At 68.7% G+C, this 18,256-nt stretch carries 9 protein-coding genes; 2 read left to right on the top strand and 7 right to left on the bottom strand.

The window, feature by feature from the left end:
* Positions 1–78 precede the first annotated feature (78 nt).
* Entirely contained in the window at positions 79–1,554 is a 1,476-nt protein-coding gene (locus tag OXI49_17310) for a sulfatase-like hydrolase/transferase (GenBank protein ID MDE2692260.1), read from the top strand.
* 22 nt (positions 1,555–1,576) lie between these two features.
* On the opposite strand, the gene OXI49_17305 is transcribed toward OXI49_17310, so the two are convergent.
* The 4 genes from OXI49_17305 to OXI49_17290 are packed head-to-tail and all read right to left on the bottom strand — an operon-like array spanning position 1,577 to position 8,915.
* On the bottom strand, positions 1,577–2,623 hold the full coding sequence (locus OXI49_17305) for an aldo/keto reductase (GenBank protein ID MDE2692259.1): 1,047 nt from the start codon (positions 2,621–2,623) through the stop codon (positions 1,577–1,579).
* Positions 2,624–2,639: 16 nt separating this feature from the next.
* A complete protein-coding gene (locus OXI49_17300; protein MDE2692258.1) occupies positions 2,640–4,334 on the bottom strand; it encodes a DUF885 family protein in 1,695 nt (564 codons plus the stop codon).
* Between the two features lie 13 nt (positions 4,335–4,347).
* Entirely contained in the window at positions 4,348–5,940 is a 1,593-nt protein-coding gene (locus tag OXI49_17295; GenBank protein ID MDE2692257.1) for a hypothetical protein, read from the bottom strand.
* Positions 5,937–8,915 carry a hypothetical protein gene (locus OXI49_17290; protein ID MDE2692256.1) on the bottom strand — a complete coding sequence of 993 codons (2,979 nt, stop codon included), beginning with the start codon at positions 8,913–8,915 and terminating at the stop codon, positions 5,937–5,939. Before OXI49_17290 ends, OXI49_17295 begins: the two co-directional genes overlap by 4 nt.
* On the opposite strand from OXI49_17290, the gene OXI49_17285 reads away from it, so the two are divergent.
* On the top strand, positions 8,898–10,745 hold the full coding sequence (locus tag OXI49_17285) for a tetratricopeptide repeat protein (protein MDE2692255.1): 1,848 nt from the start codon (positions 8,898–8,900) through the stop codon (positions 10,743–10,745). The genes OXI49_17290 and OXI49_17285 overlap by 18 nt on opposite strands.
* A 14-nt stretch (positions 10,746–10,759) precedes the next feature.
* On the opposite strand, the gene OXI49_17280 is transcribed toward OXI49_17285, so the two are convergent.
* From OXI49_17280 to OXI49_17270, 3 genes are all read right to left on the bottom strand, one after another.
* The gene (locus OXI49_17280; GenBank protein ID MDE2692254.1) at positions 10,760–12,643 is read right to left on the bottom strand and encodes a CRTAC1 family protein; all 1,884 of its coding nucleotides are present in this window, start codon (positions 12,641–12,643) and stop codon (positions 10,760–10,762) included.
* Positions 12,603–15,029, bottom strand: a complete 2,427-nt coding sequence (locus tag OXI49_17275) for a sulfatase-like hydrolase/transferase (GenBank protein ID MDE2692253.1) — start codon at positions 15,027–15,029, stop codon at positions 12,603–12,605. The genes OXI49_17280 and OXI49_17275 overlap by 41 nt, the downstream gene beginning before the upstream one ends.
* 402 nt (positions 15,030–15,431) lie before the next feature.
* Positions 15,432–18,218: a carboxypeptidase regulatory-like domain-containing protein gene (locus tag OXI49_17270; protein MDE2692252.1), complete on the bottom strand. Its 2,787-nt coding sequence runs from the start codon at positions 18,216–18,218 to the stop codon at positions 15,432–15,434.
* Positions 18,219–18,256 lie beyond the last annotated feature (38 nt).

Genomic DNA, 18,256 nt, shown 5'->3' with positions numbered 1-18,256 from the left:
TGTTGGAAGTTCCTACAATGTTAGCAGGCGGCGGTCGTGTCTGGCGGAGGTGCGGCGCCGTTGCTGGAGGCAGGCAGCATGACCGATAAGAGCACTCGGCGCGAGTTCCTGCGGCAGTCGTCGAGCCTGGTCGCCGGAAGCAGTCTGGCGGGCCTCGCTGGCGCTTGCGCGGGTCCGAGTTCGCGGACGCCGGCCGACGCGGCGGGACGCCGGCCGAACTTCCTTTTCTTCTTTCCCGATCAGCACCGGTACGACTGGATCGGCCTCGACGACTACGCGGTGCCGCTGTCCACGCCGAACATGGCGCGGTTGGCACACACCGGCGTCAACTTCACTTCCGCCGTCGTCGCGGCGCCGACCTGCGCTCCCTCGCGGTCCTGCCTGGCCTCTGGAATGGAGTACGACCGTTGCGGCGTACCGGACAACCGGTACGACTACCCGGCCGACCGCCCGACCTACCATCGTCTGCTCCGCGAGGCCGGTTACCACACGATGGCCTGCGGCAAGCTCGACCTGTCGAAGGGCAGCAGCGACTGGGGCCTCGACGGCACGAACCGCGCCGACGCCTGGGGCTTCTCCGCGATGATCAACAACGCCGGCAAGGGTGCCGGCATGTACTACCTCCGGGAGCCGTTCGGCCCGAGCGACCCGTACTACGCCTACCTGGATTCTCTCGAACCGCCGCAGGGGCGGATCTGCGCCGAGGACATGACGAGGCGGAACGCGAGCAGGCCGGAGGGTTGGTGGGGAGACACGACCCCCTCACCCCTCGGCCCCGAGGCGTACTGCGACAACTGGATTGCTCGCAACGGCCTCGACCTGCTCGAACAGGCGCCGGCAGACGAGCCCTGGCACCTGGTCGTGAACTTCGTCGGTCCTCATCCGCCGATGGACATCACGCGGGAGATGGACCGGACGGTGCGCGGCCCCGACCGCGTCCTCGAGGGACTTGGTTTGCCGCACAACTACACCGGTTCGTTCACGGCTGAGCAGCACCTGGGCTCACGCCGGAACTACGCCGCGATGATCGAGAACATCGACATGTGGCTCGGCCGCTACATCGATTGGCTGGAGGAGAGGGGACAACTCGAGAACACGATCATCGTCTACTCCTCGGACCACGGCGAGATGCTCGGTGAGCACGGGCGCTGGGGCAAGGGCGTGCCCTACCGGGCCTCGGTCGGCGTGCCGCTGCTCGTGGCCGGGCCCGGAGTCCGTCGCGGCTTTCGGACTGGCACTCCGGTCTCGATCATGGACCTCGCGGCAACCTTCCTCGATTACGGCGGCGTAGAGGTCCCGGGTGAGATGGACAGCCGCTCCCTCCGGCCCGTGCTCGAAGGCGCGACCGATAGCCACCGTGAGGTCGTCCTCTCGGGCCTGCGGGACTTCCGGATGGCCTGGGACGGCCGCTACAAGCTGGTCCGCGGCTACCGCGACCAGGAGTGGCGGCTGTGGGACCTGCTGGCGGACCCGGAGGAGTCGCGGAACCTGGCCTCCTGGCAGCCGGACCAGGTGCGGCGCCTTCGGGAGCGGTTGCCTGAGCGGCGGGCCTAGCAGGCGAGGGTGCGCGGGCCGGTTACCAGGTGAGGCGCGTCTTCATCCAGCCCGACGTGTTGTGGAAGTCCGACACGGCGCTGCCGGGCGGGACCAGCGCGTCGCAGGCGGCGGCGATATCGGGGTCGAGCGTCATCTCCTGGACCGCGACGAGCTCGTCGACGTGTTCGAGCTTCCTGGGGCCGATCAACGGAGCGGTGATCCCCGACTGGTCCTTGCACCAGAGGATCGCAAGCTGGGCCGGCGTGATGCCGGCCTCCGCCGCGAGTCTGGCGAACTCGATGCCGACCTTCACGGCGCGCTCGGTGACCCGGCGGGCGTAGTACTTTCCGAGCAGCTCGGCGCGTGAGCCTTCCGGGTACTCCGTGGCATCCGAGTACCGGCCGGCCAGCACGCCCATTCCGAGCGGCGCCCAGGCGAGGATGCCGAGGCCGTGCTTCCGACACAGCGGGATCAGCTCGTTCTCGATCCGCCGGTCGAGCAGGTTGTAGGGCGCCTGCTCCGAGGAGAAGCGAACGTAGCCCTTCAGTTCGCTCACCATGAGCGCTTCCATCACGCCCCAGGCGGGGTAGGTCGAGCAGCCGATGTAGCGGACCTTGCCGGCCCGCACGAGGTCGTCGAACGCGCGCAACGTCTCGTCGATCGGGATGCCGAAGTCGGGCCGGTGGGTCTGGTACAGGTCGATGTGGTCGGTCTGCAGCCGGCGTAGCGCGGCGTCGCAGGCGTTCAGGATGCCGGCGCGCGACAGCCCCTGCTCGTTCGGACTCTGTCCGGGAACGTGCTCAACGCGCGCCAGCCCCGTTTCGTCATCGAACTCGCCCGGGTAGATCTTCGTCGAGATCAGGACCTCGTGTCGCCGGCCGGTCTCCCTGAGCACGCTGCCGACGATCCGCTCGGCGAGACCGTCGCCGTAGATGTGGCCGAGGTCGACCAGGTTCACGCCGGCGTCGAGCGCCCGCTCGATGATCCGCCGCGCCTCGTCCTCCGGCGTCACGTCGCCGAAGTTGCTCGTGCCGAGGCCGAGCGGCGAGACCTTCAGGCCGGTGCGTCCGAGAGTGCGGTACTGCATCGGGCGGGCAGCCTACCTACTGGCGGTCCGCGAGTTGCAGCGCCGGATCGAACACCCGGTTCGGCACGTCGTCCTCGCCGGTCAGGAAACGGATCTCGTCGTCGTAGCCGGTCATCTCCCAGCGGATCAGGGAAATCGGGATGATGCCGCCGGCCAGGAACTCGTCGATGAAGTCGCGGAGCACGAACTGGTCGCCCAGTTGCATGGCGCGTTCGCGGAAGAGCTTCATGAAGTGGGCCTTGCCGACGACGACGCCGGTGTGGAAGCCGGGAAAGCGCAGGTTGGACTCCATCTCGTACCAGACCATGCGCTCGTCCTCCCGGGACCAGCCCTTGGACATCAGCGCGGCGCAGAGTGCCCGCGATTCGTCGAAGGTGATCAGGTTCGCGTGCATGGCGAGGTCGGGCAGGGCCAGGCTCATGTGGGAGATGTTCATCAGGTACTCGACCTCGCGGCCGCGGCGCGGCCGTTCGTCGAGGACGCCGGCCTGCATCATGAGTTCCTCGAGGGCGACCGCCCAGCCCTCCATCCGCATCCACTCCATGTTGAAGCGGCGGTCGGCGCCGCGGATCGGCCGGTCGTCGCGCTGGCGCCGCTGGTCGTCGAGCATGTGGCCGATGTACTCGTGGGTCTCGCCGGGCAGGATCTCGCGCTCCCGCGCCTTGTGGTCGATGCTCGTGTCTGAGGGCAACGGCTCCGGCGGCTCGTTCGGGTCGCTGTAGTCGTGCGGGTCGACCCAGTCCGGAACGCTCATGACCTCGCCGTCGCGCAGGAAGTCGACGACATAACGGAGCGCCTGGTGCAGGCTGTCGGCGTACTTCTGCGGCGTGTCGGCGATCTCGAACGGCGGCAGGTCGCGGTTGCGGTGTTCCTCGAGCGCCAGGAAGGTGACGAGCCGGTTGTACTCCTGCTCGACGATCATCCGGCTCTCCTCCCAGCCGTAGGGCGAGAGGTGAACGTTGCGCAGCCACCAGTCGTAGTTCTCCTTGCCGATGCCGGCGACGCCGCTCCACGACGGCTTGTTCTCCTCGACCCAGCCGCCGAAGGCCAGGACCGCGTCGCGGGCAGCCTCGGCGTCCGGGACGAGTTCCGGGTGGTGCTCGGCGAGCTGTTCCGCGATCTCGTCGTAGATGCGCGCCTCCCGCGGAGCGGCCCAGATCGCGATCCCGCCGAGATCGGGCACTGCCTCGGTCAGGTTGGACTTTGCCTGCTCGTAGACCTTCGGCACCGCCTGGAGGGTCGTCCTGTACTCGGCAAGCTCCGTTTCGTCGAAGGGCGGTTCGAATCGGAACAGCGACCGGAAACCCGACATCGCCGGCCCGGCGCCGCCCTGGGACATCAGGTAGAAGGCCGGGTCCCGCGACCAGGGCCGCGTCACCCGGTGGTGGAAGTCGAGGCCGTTCATCTCGGCGCGGACCAGGTGATGGTCGATCTGCTCGGAGACGGTCCACTCCGAGATGTCGATTGCCCGGAGTCGGCGCTTGTAGTCCTCCAGGCCCTGCCGCTGGGCCTCCATCGCCTCGGCGGTGTAGTCGGGCACGCCGTCCACGATCGCCGGTTCCTGGAAGACGCGGAACTCCTCGAAGAGCTGCAGCAGGTCGTCGTGGGTGCCGGACGCGGTCTCTTCGGCGGGTGGCGCCGCCGGGACGCAGGCGATCGCCAGCGCGAGCAGGAGAGTGAACGGAGCGAGGCGGAGTCGGGGGTGCCGCATGACGGGATCTCCTCTATTCAGGGATGTTGACGAGCGTGTAGTAGGCCTCCGGGTGAAGCAGCGGTTCGCCGTCGTCGCTGCGGACTCCGTCGAGGTGCAGTTCGTGGACGTAGCCGGCGCGGAGCGGCTCGACGGTCAGACGGACGCTCCTGCCGTCACCGGCCACTTCGGCGGAACGAACGACGACTTCCACCTTGTCTTCCTCGGGGCCGCCGTAGTTCTCGCTGAGCCGATACGTGTAGCTCTCCATCCGGTAGGACGCGGGATCGCCGGCTGTCTCCGGATCGACGGCCTCGGTGAACGTGAGTTCGAAGCCGTCGGCACGGGCCCGCATCTCGTGGACCTCGAATGGCACGGCGCCGGTCCAGACGATGCGCTGGAGACCGTGCGACCTGGGACCGATGCTGCCCCAGCCGCGCTCGGACAGGCCGGCGAAGAGTGACCCGTCGTGCGCGAAAGCGAGGCGGATGACGCCGCTGTCCAGGCCGCGCCGGAAGTTGAAGGCCGCGCCCTGCCAGTGGCCGCCGACCTTCTCCAGGAAGATCCGCATGACCATCGCGTGGTGCTGGTCGCCAACGAAGATCTGGCCGGTGAACGGTCCGAACCTGCCGCCGGTGGTGTCCCACCTGAGGCCGGACGGCGACTGGCCCAGCTTCACGTAGGGGAACCAGACGGAGGGCATGCGGAAGTTGGGGATCGACTCGTGCAGGTCCTTCATGAAGGTCCCGCCTTCAGGCTGGCCGTCGGGAGGCGGCTCGACCATCGACTCGGGCAGCAGGGTCGAGGCCATGCCGTGCGGGTGGCCGTGGAAGTCGCCGACCTCGATCAGCGACAATTTCGAGGCGTTGTTCCACTCGCCCTGGTTGTCGGTGTAGAAGACCTCGCCCCAGGGGCTGACCTCGACACCGGCAGGCGAGCGGAGGCCGGCGGCCACGAACTCGGTCGCGCCGGTCGCGGGATCGACCCGCACCGCCCAGCCGCGCCAGTCGACCGGACCGTAGGGCTCGGCGCCGAAGGGGATGTTGAGCGTCATCCAGAGCCTGCCGTCCGGCGTCAGCCGCGGACCGAACACGTACTCGTGGTAGTCGCCGCTCGTTTCCCAGGCGTCCGAGATGGTCTCGAACACGTCGGCCCGGTCGTCGCCGTCAGTGTCCCTGAGCCGGGTCAGTTCGCCCCGCTGGGAGGTGTAGATCCAGCCGTCGAGTTCGAGCAGGCCGAGCGGCTGGCCGAGCCCGAAGGCGTACTGCTTGAAGACGGGTGCCGGCGGATCACTGAAGGCGTTCTCGACGATGAAGATCTCGCCCCGGCGGGTCGCCGCCAGGATGCGGCCGTCCGCGAGCTGGAGCAGGCCGCCGACCTCCATCGACATGCCTTCCGGAAGCGGCATCGTGAGCACGCGGTAGTACCGTTCCTCGGCGGCGGTCTGCGAGCCCAGCACCTCCCGCTGGCTGGCGAGCAGCGCCTTTTCGATGTCTCGCCGGTCTTCCTCGTCTAGCGGTTCCTGGGTGACGGCCGGCAGCGGAAGCAGCACGGCGAGCAGCACCGCGCGCAGCGCGGTCGCGCCGGCCTGGCCGGCCTTCGTTCGTTGGCAAGGACGGAACATCACCAGGACAGGGTCACTTCCAGGTCGAGGCTGCCGTTCGGTTCGAGCTCGATCCGCTGCAGGAGTTGCCGGACGCCCTGGGAGTCGCGGACGATCGGCGTGAGGTCCTCGCCGGAGGCGAGGGAGACGTCGAGCGTGCCGTCCACGGACCAGGTCCGCTCCGGGCCGGGCAGGATCTCCTCGCCCTCGGCCAGCAGCAGGAAGAGCGGGCGGGGAGCCGGGCCGGCGTCGAGCCGGAAGCGGCGAACCAGATTCGCGCCGCCGGCTCCAGGCAGCGGTGTCGGTGTCTCCTCGATCAGCACGTCGCCCAGGCGATAGCGGAGTGCGGGGCGTCCCAGATCGTCCAGCCGGTAACCGAGGAAACGGCCGCCGACGTTCCGGTCGTAGCGGCCCGTTGCCGGCCAGGGACTGTCGATGTCGTCTAGAACGGCGAAGGCAGGCCCGGTCGGGAGATTGAGAAGATCCGTGCCGTAGGGGCCGAAGAACTGCCCGGCTCTGCCCTGCCAGGTGCCCTTCGCGTCGAAGAAGGCTCCGCGCCAGATCTTCGCGAGACGGACGGTGTTCGCGTCGAAGGCGGCGTGGACGTTCTCCGGGAAGCCGATCGCGATCGCCCGCGGGCCGACATCGATCATGTGGGTACGGAAGACGAGCGGGCGCTGGTCCGGAACCAGCACGAGTTCGGAACCGATGTCCATGCCCTCGGGCGTCGGCATCGAGGCGCCGAGCGACAGGAAGCCCCAGAGCGCGTCGATCTGGCCCTTGGTCGTGCCGCCGCCGAGGTGCGGGAAGTTCGCCTCGCCTTCCGGCCAGTAGGCGGGCATGCGGGTTCCCGGGCGGACCGCGGCCGGGTTCCGCAGGAAACGGAACGCCCAGCCGGGGCGCAGGCGGTCGTAGGCGGTCGCAAGGTCGATCGTGGAGATTCCAGGCGCCGGATGCACGTGGATGTCATGGCAGGTCACGCAGCTCATGCCGCCCGTGCCGATCAGTTCGAGGCCGTCTTCCGTGCCTGCGGCGGAGAGGGGCGGCTCATCCAGATCGCCGGGCTGGGCGTCGACAGCTTCCAGTGCGTCCGCGAGGCGCTCGGAGGCGCCGGTCGGGAAGCCCGGCATCCTGACCTCCATGAAGTCGCGCCGGACGTGCAGGCGGTCTCCCAGGAGGATGGAGCGCAACGCTTCCGGCTTGAGCTTGCCGCCGACCCCGTGAAGAGGAGGCGGTAGCCGCCCCTCGTCTCCCAGGTCCTGGTTGTCGACCACCCGGAAATGCCCGGCCCGGACCGGGTCCGGACCGCCGACCTCCACCTCGCCGATGCGGCGCTGGTGGCACGCGAAGCAGTTGAAGCTCGCCATCGTGAGGGTGATCTCGTCTTCGGGCCGACGCTCGGGCGGCGGGTCCGCAAGCGCCGCGAGCGCGGCCCGGATGGCCTGCTTCTGGTGGCTCGCCAGCCGGTACCGCGGCGACGTTTCGCCGCCGTGCATTGCGGGTTCGGCGAGCGTCTGTTCCGGATCCAGGGCGTCGAGTGCCGGAGCCCTGGCGCGGGACACCGCGTAGGACCGGCCCCGCTCGGGATCGACGCCCGGCGAGGTGTGGCACGAAGAGCAGCCGTAGCGTGCAAAGAGAATGCTGCCGTCCTCTTCGTAGCGTCGCCGGGGCGCGGCGGGGCCGTCGGCCGGCCGCAGGCGGACGCTCTCGTGGCTGGTCAGTTCGTGGAGCGGCGTCGGCTCCGGAAGCGTCGCACCGGCGAGCCGGACGTCGACGAAGGGTCGGTTGGTGCTGCCGCGAATGAAGTACGTCACCTCCACGGGATGGTCGCCCGCCTCCAGTTCCATCGTGACCTCCGTTTCGCGGCGGCTGAAGGGGGGCTTTGCGGCGAGGACGTCGTCGCCGACCCGTAGCGAGGAGCCCGATCGCCGGTCCGACGCCAGGGTGAAGGTGTAGTTCCCGGCGGCAGAGAGTCGCAACAGGCCGCTGAAGCGGACAGCGTGGTTGCCACTGTTCGTCGAGGCCGGCAGATCGAGCGACAGGGTGGCGATGCGGCCAGCACCGGCCGGGCGCAGCGCGTCGAGGTCCGGCGCCGGGCGGAGGAAGAAGCCCGGCGCGTCCTCGTCCTGTTCCGGATCCAGGTAGTACTCGAACTCGAAACCCCGGCGGCGTTCCGCCACAAACGGCGTCTGCCCGCGCAGCAGGTAGACCGCGATGTCCTCGGCCTCTTCCAGGGCCAGGTGGAACGGCGGCATGCGGCCGCCCGGCCGCGCGGCGCGTGGATCGAGCAGGAACCCGGCCAGCGCCGCGACGGAGGTCTTCGCGTTCAGGTCCGGCAACGGCACGGAGGGGATCGCCGGTTCCCTTTCCGCGCCTTCCGGCGCGTGGCAGGCGACGCAGCCGACGGAGTGAAAGAGCCTCCGTCCCCGTTCGACCGTGGCCTGGAAACGGTGGACGGGGAAGTCGCCGAGGATGTCGGCGGCGACCGGGCTGTCTGCCGGACCGCGCCGCGGCTCGGGTCCCCCGGAGTCGACCGACTTCGACCCGCGGTGAGCGAGGTAGCCGATCAGCGTGCGCACGACATCTTCGCGGTCGTCCGGCTCGAGCGAGTGGAGAACGTCCGGCATCGCCGAGCCGGGCTTCTGTTCGTGAGGCGCCAGCAGATAGTCCGAAAGCCAGCGGCCGGTGGCGCGCTCGGCAATCCGGTCGAGGTCGGGCGCCGCTCTGGTCGGGATGCGCTCGGCAACAGCGGCGGTCGGCGTGTGGCACGAAAGGCAGTTCAGTTCGCCGAGCAGGATCTCGCCCAGCGCGGCCTCGTCCGCGGCGCCGGCGAGCCGCAGTTGCTCGTAGCCGGGGACGACCGGCGATGTCGCCGAATACGCCGTCTGGGCCTGGGCCGTTCCGCGCGGCGCGGTGACACCGAACGCAGTTAGCGTTGCTACGCACCAGACCGAGCCGATGGAGCGGATAACCTGCATTCGGTGGATGGAGATCACCATACAGGAGCGCTCCAGTCCTCGAAGCAGTACGTCGGGTGCGCGACTGCGGTTCTCCTGCTCCTGGCCACCCATGTCGCCTGCACTCCCGGCCCCGATGAGGCGCCGGGGCCGTCAGCCGAGACCGCGATCCCGCACCCGGCCCTGACGGACCTGGAGCCGCCGCTCGCCCGAGAACTCGAAGCCAGGCGCGCCGCTCTCGACACCGTGCTCACCAGCGACACGGCGACCACCGCCGAGCAGGCACGAGCGTTGGGCGAGTTGGGTCGTCTCTACCAGGCCCACCGCCTGCTGGAGGCAGCACTGGCCTGCTACGAGAAGGCGCACGCGCTGGCTCCCGATTCCTTCGAATGGGCCTACTACTTGGGGGTCCTCGCAGCTGGAAGCGGGGACGTCGAAGCCGCGGCCACGGCTTTCCGGCACGCTCTCGAACTGCGTCGCGACGACGGGCCGGCCCTGATCCGGCTCGCCGACCTGGAACTCGAGCAGGGGCGGGTCGGGGAGGCGGAGCTGCTCTACGTTCGGGCTGCTGCCGTCGACGATTCGGCCGCCGTGGCCTATGGGATGGGCCGGGTCTCCGAGGAGCGTGGCGAGTACCGCCAGGCCATCGAGCAGTTCCAGCGCGCGCTGACGCTGCAGCCGCGTGCTTCCGTCGTCCACTACAACCTCGGTCAGGCCTACCGCGAACTGGGCGAGTTCGACCGCGCCGAAGAAGCGCTGGCGCGGAGCGGGCCGAGCCGTGTCGCCATGGCCGATCCGCTGATGCACGAGTTGACGACGCTCGCCATCGGCGCCTTGCCCCATCTTGCCCGAGGCCATGCCGCCGCCCGGGAGGGTCGGCTGGCCGAAGCGGAATCCGCCTACCGGCAGGCGGTGGCGGCCGACGCGACGAATGTGCGCGCGCACGAGAGCCTCGGGACGCTGCTGGTCCGTCGTGGCAGTCCCGAAGCGGCCGTGGAGCACTTCGGCGTTGCGATCCGTCTGGAACCCGGGAACGCCCAGGCCCACTCGGACCTCGGCGTTCTCCTTAGTGAACTGGGGCGAAACGATCGCGCGCTGGAGCACCTCGGCCGGGCGGTCGAACTCGAGCCGGGGCAGGTGGAGGCGCTGCTGACGCTGGGCAACGTCCAGACTCGAATGAGTCGGCTCGACGAGGCGGAGGCTACATACCGCCAGGTGCTCGAGAGTGACGCTGCGAACGGCGATGCTCGACTCGGGCTCGGCGCCGTGCTCGCGCAGACTGGCGACTTCGACTCGGCCGCCACGGAACTGCGCGAGGCCTTGCGCCTGCTACCCGAGGGCGACCGGACACCGCAGGTTCATTTCGGCCTCGCCGAGGCCCTGGTGCGCACCGGCCGGTTGGAGGAAGCCCTGTCGCACTACACGCGGGTGCGCGACCTCGACCCGACGCAGGGGCTCGCCTGGCTGCGCGAGGCGACGGTGCTGATGGGACTGGGGCGCTTCGCGGACGCCAGGGCCGTGCTCGAAGCGCGGCTGGCGGTCGACTCGGCCGACGGGCCGGCCGCTCACTCGCTCGCCCGGCTCCTCGCCGGCGCCCCGGACCCATCGCTTCGCGACGGTCAGATGGCCATGGCCATCGCCGGAGCTCTCCTCGAAGCGGACAACTCGGCGCCGAGCGCCGAGACCGCAGCCATGGCGCTGGCTGAAGTTGGCCGCTTCGAGGAAGCGGTCAGCATCCAGCGCACCCTCGTCCAGGAAGCACTCCGTCAGGGTCGCACCGGCGAAGAGCGGCGGCTGGCTCGGAACCTGGAGCGCTACGAGCGTCGCGAGGCCTGTTGCGCCCGGGCGGCGGACGCGTTTCCGCCGTATTGAGCGGTTGGCGGTGCTCACCGCTGCCGGTCGACTGCTTCTCCTTCGCCCTGGAACAGGGTCTGATACTCACCGACGCGTACGCCGGCCCACGTCTCGCCTGCGCCGTCTGGCCAGCGGACTTCGACGCGGGTGACGGCGCCGGACGCGCCAGCGCCCAGCCCGACGAGCACCCGAGGGTCTCTGGCCGAGGCGTAGCTGCCGTCGGTGTGGACGTGGCGCCAGATCGGCGTTGCGCCTGGCCGGTGGATCGTGACGTGAGCGCCCAGCGCGTCGCGGTTGTGAGCGACGAGCCTCAAACCCAGCCACGACCGATCCTGGCCGACCTGGTTCAGGAGCAGGCGGGTTGGCCCGTTGCTGTTGACGACGACGACGTCCAGGTCGCCGTCGTTGTCGACGTCACCGAAGGCGGCGGCACGGCTGACTTCGGACGACTCGAAGACCGGCCCGGCCTCGGCCGTGACGTCCGCGAAGGTGGCGTGGCCGAGGTTGTGGAAGAGCTGGTCCGTCTGCCGCAGCGGATAGGGGTCACCCTCCCGGATCAACGCGTCCATGCCGATCACGGCGCCGTTGACGACGAGCAGGTCGAGCCGGGAGTCGTTGTCGTAGTCGATCCAGCCGATGCCGAACGCGGTGAACGGCAGGCTCGGCGGCCCGAGCCGGGATGACGCCGACTGGTCGCGGAACAGGCCGGCGCCGCCGTTGACGTAGAGGGTGTTCGTCTCCTGTTCCAGGTGGCTGAGGACGATGTCCGGGTCGCCGTCGCCGTCGAAGTCCCCTGCGTCGACGCCCATGCCGGCCTCGGGCTGGCCGTCGCTGTTGACGGCGACTCCGGCCAGCAGGGCGTTGTCGGCGAAGGTGCCGTCGCCCCGGTTGATCCATAGCCGGTTCCACATCAGGTCGTTCGCCACGTAGAGGTCGATCCAGCGGTCGCCGTTGAAGTCGGCGGCAACCGCGCCGAGGCCGGAACCCGGCTCGTTGCCGATCCCGGAGGCCGCGGACACGTCCTCGAAGGTGCCGTCGCCCCGGTTGCGGAACAGGCTGTCGGCCGCCGGCGGGTAGGCGCCGGGGGCGCAGTAGGTCAGAACCCCGCTCGGGAGCGGGCACGGCGTGTTGTCCGCCAGCGAGTAGTCGACGTAGTTGCCGACGTAGAGGTCCAGCCAGCCGTCTCGGTCGAGATCGAAGAACGTGGCGGCGACGGACCAGCGGGGATCGTCGGCGCCCGAGGCGGCCGTGACGTCGTCGAACGTGCCGTCGCCGCGGTTTCGCAGCAACTGGTTGGAGCCGAAGTTCGTGACGTAGAGGTCCGTCCAGCCGTCGTTGTCGAAGTCGCCAGTGGCGACGCCCATGCCGTAGCCGGCGGCTTCGATCCGGCTTGTCTCGGTGACGTTGGTGAAACTGAGGTCGCCGCCGCCGCCGGGTTCCAGGTCGTTGCGGTAGAGGCGGTCGGTGAGGGCCGTGCCGGGAGGCGGCGGGAACAAGGCGTCCTCGAGCGTGAGATCGGGGCCGATCATCCGGCCCTGGAGGAGGTAGAGGTCCAGGTCGCCGTCGTTGTCGAAATCGAACAGGGCGGCGCCGCCGCCCATGATCTCGTTGAAGTAGTGCTCGCCCGACATGCCGTTGAAGTAGACGAAGTCGAGGTTCGCGGCAGGGGCGGCGTCGATGAAGATGGCGGGTTCGGTGGTGGAGGCGGGGTCGGTGTCGGTGGGTGGGGTGCAGGCAGTGAGGAGGAGGATCAGCGGGAGGGCAAGGTACGCGCTCGCCGCTTCGCGGCATCGCGCTTGATGCCGGTCAGAGGACCCGCGCACCCAGAGAGCGGTCGTCGGCTTGGCGGAACTCTCTACGCCCATGGGAGGGCGCTCAACCCCGGCCTTCCAGGGCTCGGGCCGATGCGAGTTCACGTCGTGCCTCTTCCGGTTGGCCAAGGCGGGTGAAGATGTCGGCGAGCAGGTAGTGGCCCATGGGCGCCATGTCGGAGCCGGGGTCGAGTTCCAGGCCGGTTCGCGCCAGTTCCATCGCGCGCTCCAGCTCTTCGTTGCGGTCGACGAGGGATTTGGCCAGGAAGAAGTGGCCGATGGCGAACTCGGGGTTGATCTCGATCGATTGCTCGAGCGCCGCGGTCGCCCCGTAGCGGTCGCCGAGGTTGTCCAGCAGCCGGCCGAGGTTGAACTGGACCCGGTAGGACTGCGGATGGACGTCGAGTTCGCGACGGTAGAAGTCGGCGGCCGCCCGCGGATCGCCGCGCTCTTCGGCCAGCAGGGCGAGGTTGAAGTGGGCGAGGCGCACGTCCGGCTGGATCGCCAGCGCCTCCTCGAACAGCCGTTGCGCGGCTTCGAGGTCGGACCGCAGCAGGGCCACGGCGCCCTGGCTGACGACCGCGGCGCCCATCTCAGGTGACAGGGCGGCGGCCTCCCGGAGGTGTCCGTCGGCGCCCTCCAGGTCGCCGCTGGCCACGAGCATCCGCGCCAGTTCGTAGTGGATGATCGCGTTGCGGGGATCGAGGCGCAGGAACTCCTGGTAGCCGAGGATCGCCTCCTCCGCCGCGCCGGTCCGGCGGTAGGCGTTGGCGAGGTTGATCACGGCGTGGGCGTAGTCGGGCTTCAGTTCGATGGCTCTCCGGTAGCTCTCGATCGCGGCGCCGGTGTCGTCGCCGCGCATCTGCTCGTCGCCCAGCCGGACCCAGGCGTCGATCACCGACGGGTCCTCGAGCAGCACCCGTTCGAGGGCTTCGACGGCCGCCGGCCGGTTTCCCTTGAGCGAAGCCTCGCGCGCGTCGCGCATCAGGTTGAAGAGATGGATCCGGTCCTTGGGGTCGGCGAGCAGGGCCCGGTCCACGCTCTCGTCGGTACTGCCGCCGAAACTGGCCAGATAGCCGAGGGCGGCGAGCCGCGCGCGGGTCTCCGGATCGATCTCCTCAATCGCCGCCGGCCGTGCCACGTCGGCCCATCGCGACTCGAGGGACTGGAGCATGGAGGCCATCCGGTCCGCCTCGTCGGGCCGCGCCGAGTACAGGTTGTTCTGCTCGTCCGGGTCGACCGCCAGGTCGTACAGCTCGGGCCGGGGCGCGGCGACGTACTTCATGTTCTCGACTCGCAGCGCGGCGAGGTCGCTCCAGCCGTAGTGATAGCGCGGATAGACGGCTTCCGCGTAAGCCGGCAGCCGTGGCCCGGAGGCGCCGGTCAGGAGCCGGACGATGCTTGCGCCTTCGAAGGAGGAATCCCGCTCCGCCTGGCCCGCGTCGACCGCCAGCAGGTCGAGGACGGTCGGGAAGACATCGACCGCCCTGACCACATCGCCGATCCTGCGGCCCCGCATCGTGTCGTAGGGCGCGCGAAGGATGAAGGGAACCCGCGTCGCCCCCTCGTAGACGAAGAAGCCGTGGCCGGATTCGCCGTGCTCGCCGAGACTCTCACCGTGGTCTCCGATCACGATGACGACGGTGTCGTCGGCGCGCCCGTTCTCGTCGAGCCAGTCCAGCAACCGGCCGACCTGCGAGTCGACGTAGGCGATCTCGCCGATGTATGGACGGTTCCGGTAGCGCTCGGCGAACGGTTCCGGCGGTTCGTAGGGCGAGTGCGGATCGTAGAAGTGGACCCAGGAGAAGAAGCGCGCCTCCGGGGCCTCGTCGAGCCATGTCAACGCGGCGTCCGTGACCTCGCCCGCCGGCCGCTCGATCTCGTTCAGCGCCAGCCGCACGGTGTCGCTCAGGTCGAAGTCGTCGAAGTAGTGGTCGAAGCCCTGGGCTATCCCCCACTTCGCGTCTAGCACGAACGCCGCCACGAAACCGCCGGTACGCAGCCCCTCGTCCCTCAGGATCTCGGCCAGAACGACGTGCTCGTCGCCCAGGTAGAAGGCGCCGTTGTCCCTGACCCCGTGAGCCGGCGGGAACTGTCCGGTGAAGATCGACGAATGCGCCGGCAAGGTCAGCGGCGCCACCGCCTCCGCCTGCTCGAACAGCACCCCCTCCGCCGCCAGCCGGTCCATGTGCGGCGTCTCGATGTCAGCGAACCCGTAGGCCCCGATGCGATCCGCCCGGGTCGTGTCCAGCGTGATGAGCAGAAGGCTCAGGTCACCGGGCCCGACCCCGGCCGGGAGCCGACCCAGCACGTGCCCCGACGGCGCAACGACCTCCCCGCCGGACAGTAGACGGATCCCCACACCGACCACCACAACAGCGGCAACGGCCAGGGCCACAGCTAGCCCGATCCAGCGGATCGGCACGTTCCGTTTCGCCCGGCCAGCGGTCAACTCGCTGGTTTCCTCCCGGCGGGGTCGTTCGCTGCCCATGGCGGAATCCGAAGGCTAGCAGCGCCACCGCATACGAGAGAATTCGGCGGCGCCGCTTCGCGGCCCTGCTTCCCCGTGGGTCAGAAGACCCGCGGTACCGGCCGGCCAGAGGGCCGGCGCACCGACATCCGGAAGAGCCAGGCGCGTCTCTCTTGGCTGCCGTTTGGTTGCCCGACGACGTCCAGCCTGCCCAGGGGCGGAGGAGAGGGTCTCAGCGAGGCTGTCGGCAAGCGACGCCCTGCGACCCTTCATCGTCCGACGACCAACCGGAGCGCAGCCGACCGCAGCGAGCACTCCCCTCTCATCCATCCGGTAAGTGCGAGCGGCCGCTGAGACCCTCTCCTCCGCCCCCAAGCAGGCGGGTGCAACCTCCGTCGCACCCGCCGCGCCGCGCGGCGCCGCCTAGAAGTGGAAGCGCGCCCCGATTCGCCAGACCCGACCGCGTATGAGCCGCCTCGGGGCGCCGAAGGGCCGGTCGCTGTTCAGGGTCTGTTCGGCTTCGATGACCGTGTCGGCGTTGCCGACGTTGAAGACATCGATGCCGACGCCGAGCCTGCGGTTACTGCCGATGTTGAAGTCCTTCTCCACCCTCAGATCGAGGTTGATGCCGTCGTCGAGACGGAAGGAGCCCGCCGGGTAGCCGTAGATGTCCGAAGTCTGATCGACGTCTTCCACCCTGATGAGCTGGTTATAGGTGTTGCCCGAGAAGTAGGAGAGGTAGCCGCCCACGACGACCCCGCCCGGGAGTCGGGCGTTGCCCAGAACCTTGATCAGGTGCGTTGGATCGATCGTCAGATTGCCGTAGGCGTTGATCTGGTCGTTCGGGTCCCTGAAGAAGGTCGAACTGCCGAGCTGGGAGCCTCTTCCCTCCAGGAACTCGTACCATCCGTTGTTGTCGCTGCCTCTTGCCTCACCGTAGGTCCACGAAGCCTGCATCTGCCAGTTGTTGCGCCACCGCCTGGCGAGGCTTGCCGTGATCCCGGCGTACTTGCGGACCTTCCTGAAGCAGGTGATCTCCTTGTACGCCTGCCCGTAGTCCTGGCAGTGGTTGACGTTCGTGAAGTAGTACCGGTTCTCGCCTTCGTTCGTCTGGTTGAAGACGTTGAAGGTCCGTCCGCTGTCGGGATCCGTGTACCGCGTGGGTTCGAACTCGCCGGTGAGGTTCACGCCGTCCAGGAACTGGTGGTTCGTCCGATAGGTCGCCGTGATGTCGAGCGAGACGGTACGCGTGAGGACCTGCTCCCAGCCGACGTCCAGGGCGTGCATGTAGGGCACGCCGAGGTTGTCGTCGATCGTCCACTGGCCGGGACCTCGCCCTTCGGTGAAGTCGTGCTCCCAGACCTCGTCGTCGGCGTTCCAGATGTAGCCCGTCACGTTGCTCTCGGGTGCCAGCCGGCTGTAGAACAGCGAGATGACCTGGTGGTAGTAGCGCCCCCAGTGCGCCTTCAGCACGGAGTCGTTGTCGTCTCCGAGGTTGATGTTCAGTCCGATGCGCGGCGCGATCCCGAGTTCGGGCGTGAACACGCTGCCCTGATCGAAGCGGACGCCGTTCACGTCCGACTCGACGGCCCCGCGCCAGTAGTTGGCCCGCAGGCCGAGGTTCAGCCTCACCCGGTCGTTGATTCCCCAGGAGTCCTGCACGTAGCCGACGATCTTGTCGGTGTCGGCATAGGTGTCGTAGCCGGTGCTCTCGAAGAGGATGTAGTTCTCGCCGGCGTAGTCCTCGTAGAACTTGCCGCCCGCGTACTGGTTGAGCGTGTTGACCAGCGTGTTCTGCAGCTCGACGCCGAACTTGAAGTCGTGCTCGCCGCGGATGAAGTCATCCGTGAAGTGGCTGACCGAGGCAATGAGCTGGTAGCGCTCCCGGTTGGCATTGAAGGGCCCCCACCAGTTCTCGGTAAGGCGGTCTTCATAGATGTCGTAGCGGGCGGGTGTATCGCCGCCGTCGGGCGTCTCGGCCTGACGCTGGTGATAGCCGCCGAACTTCAGATCGAGCAGCGTGTTCTGGGACAGCATGTCCGTGTAGTTGAAGTTGAACAGGTACTGGGTCCCCTCCAGGCTGACGGTGGCTCCGGGGGCGATGAAGTCACCCTCGTCCGCGCCCTGGTAGGCCTGGTCGCGGGTGCTGTACTCGAGCATGCCGCTGAAGATCTTCTCCTGTGTCGGCGTCCAGTTGATCTTGCCGAGGTAGCGGGGCCTCTCGTAGGTCGGGGCGTTGACATGGTCCCCGCTGGCCTTCGAGTCCTCCTGGCGGTACTTGAACGAGGCGAAGAACCACGCCTTGTCGCGCTGCACCGGTCCGCCGATGTCGAAGTGGACTTCCGTGTCCGAGCGGTCGCTGCCGCTGCGCTGCAGATCGGGGTCGTTCGTGTTCTGGGACTGCCAGTCGTTGTCGGCAAGTTGCAGGTCGACCAGACCGTTCAGGTCGTTCGAGCCCTGCTTCGTCGTCACGTTGACGATCACGCCGCTGTAGCCGCCGTACTCGGCCGAGGCGCCGGCGCCGAGGACGGTGACGTCCTCGACTGAGAAGAAGCCGAGAGGCACCTCGCTCTCGCCCGCCTCCGGGCTGTTGATGACGACGCCGTCGATCGAGAACTGGACGCCCATGCCGGGTGAGCCATAGGCTGAAGGTTGCCTTCCGTCCGCGTTCTGGGAGTGGACGCCGGGAGCCAACTGCACGACGCCGCGGATGCTGCGCTGGGTCGGCACCTCCATCAGGATCTCGTTGTTGAGTTCCGTCGTCACAAGCGTCGAACTGCGGACGTCGATGAGCGGCGAGCCCTCGACGATGATGATGTCCTCGACGCTCCCCAACTGCATCGTCAGGTCGACGCTCAGGGTCTTGCCGACCGTGAGTTCGATGTCTTCCTGCTGCGCGGTCGAGAAGCCCTCGATGGAGGCCGCCACGGTGTAGGTGGACGGCAGCAGAGCGACGAAGCGGTAGCGGCCGTTCGCGTCCGTCATCGTGTCGCTGGTCGCGCCGAGTTCTCCCGACGTGAGAGTGACGTTGACGCCGGGCATGCGGTCGCCGTTGGGGTCCGTGATGGTGCCGGTGATCGAGCCGCGCTCGATCGACTGGCCCCATGCGGCCGCGCAGATGAAGGCGATGAGTACCCCCGACAGGGTGATCCGTGGGACTCTTGCCGCCGGGGCAAGAGCGCGAGAACCGGTGGTTCCGCGGTGCTTCATGGCCGCCTTCCTTCCTTGAGCTCTAGCTGTCTCCTGAG

It is taken from the genome of Acidobacteriota bacterium (assembly GCA_028875725.1).
GTDB lineage: Bacteria > Acidobacteriota > Thermoanaerobaculia > Multivoradales > Multivoraceae > Multivorans.
Note: the sequence above shows the minus strand (reverse complement) of the source record. Positions and strands in the feature narration are given on the sequence as shown.

Coding starts and splice junctions, on each gene's coding strand:
- OXI49_17310 (MDE2692260.1), top strand. CDS start 79: ATGACCGATAAGAGCACTCGGCGCGAGTTCCTGCGGCAGTCGTCGAGC.
- OXI49_17305 (MDE2692259.1), bottom strand. CDS start 2,623: ATGCAGTACCGCACTCTCGGACGCACCGGCCTGAAGGTCTCGCCGCTC.
- OXI49_17300 (MDE2692258.1), bottom strand. CDS start 4,334: ATGCGGCACCCCCGACTCCGCCTCGCTCCGTTCACTCTCCTGCTCGCG.
- OXI49_17290 (MDE2692256.1), bottom strand. CDS start 8,915: ATGGTGATCTCCATCCACCGAATGCAGGTTATCCGCTCCATCGGCTCG.
- OXI49_17275 (MDE2692253.1), bottom strand. CDS start 15,029: ATGGGCAGCGAACGACCCCGCCGGGAGGAAACCAGCGAGTTGACCGCT.
- OXI49_17270 (MDE2692252.1), bottom strand. CDS start 18,218: ATGAAGCACCGCGGAACCACCGGTTCTCGCGCTCTTGCCCCGGCGGCA.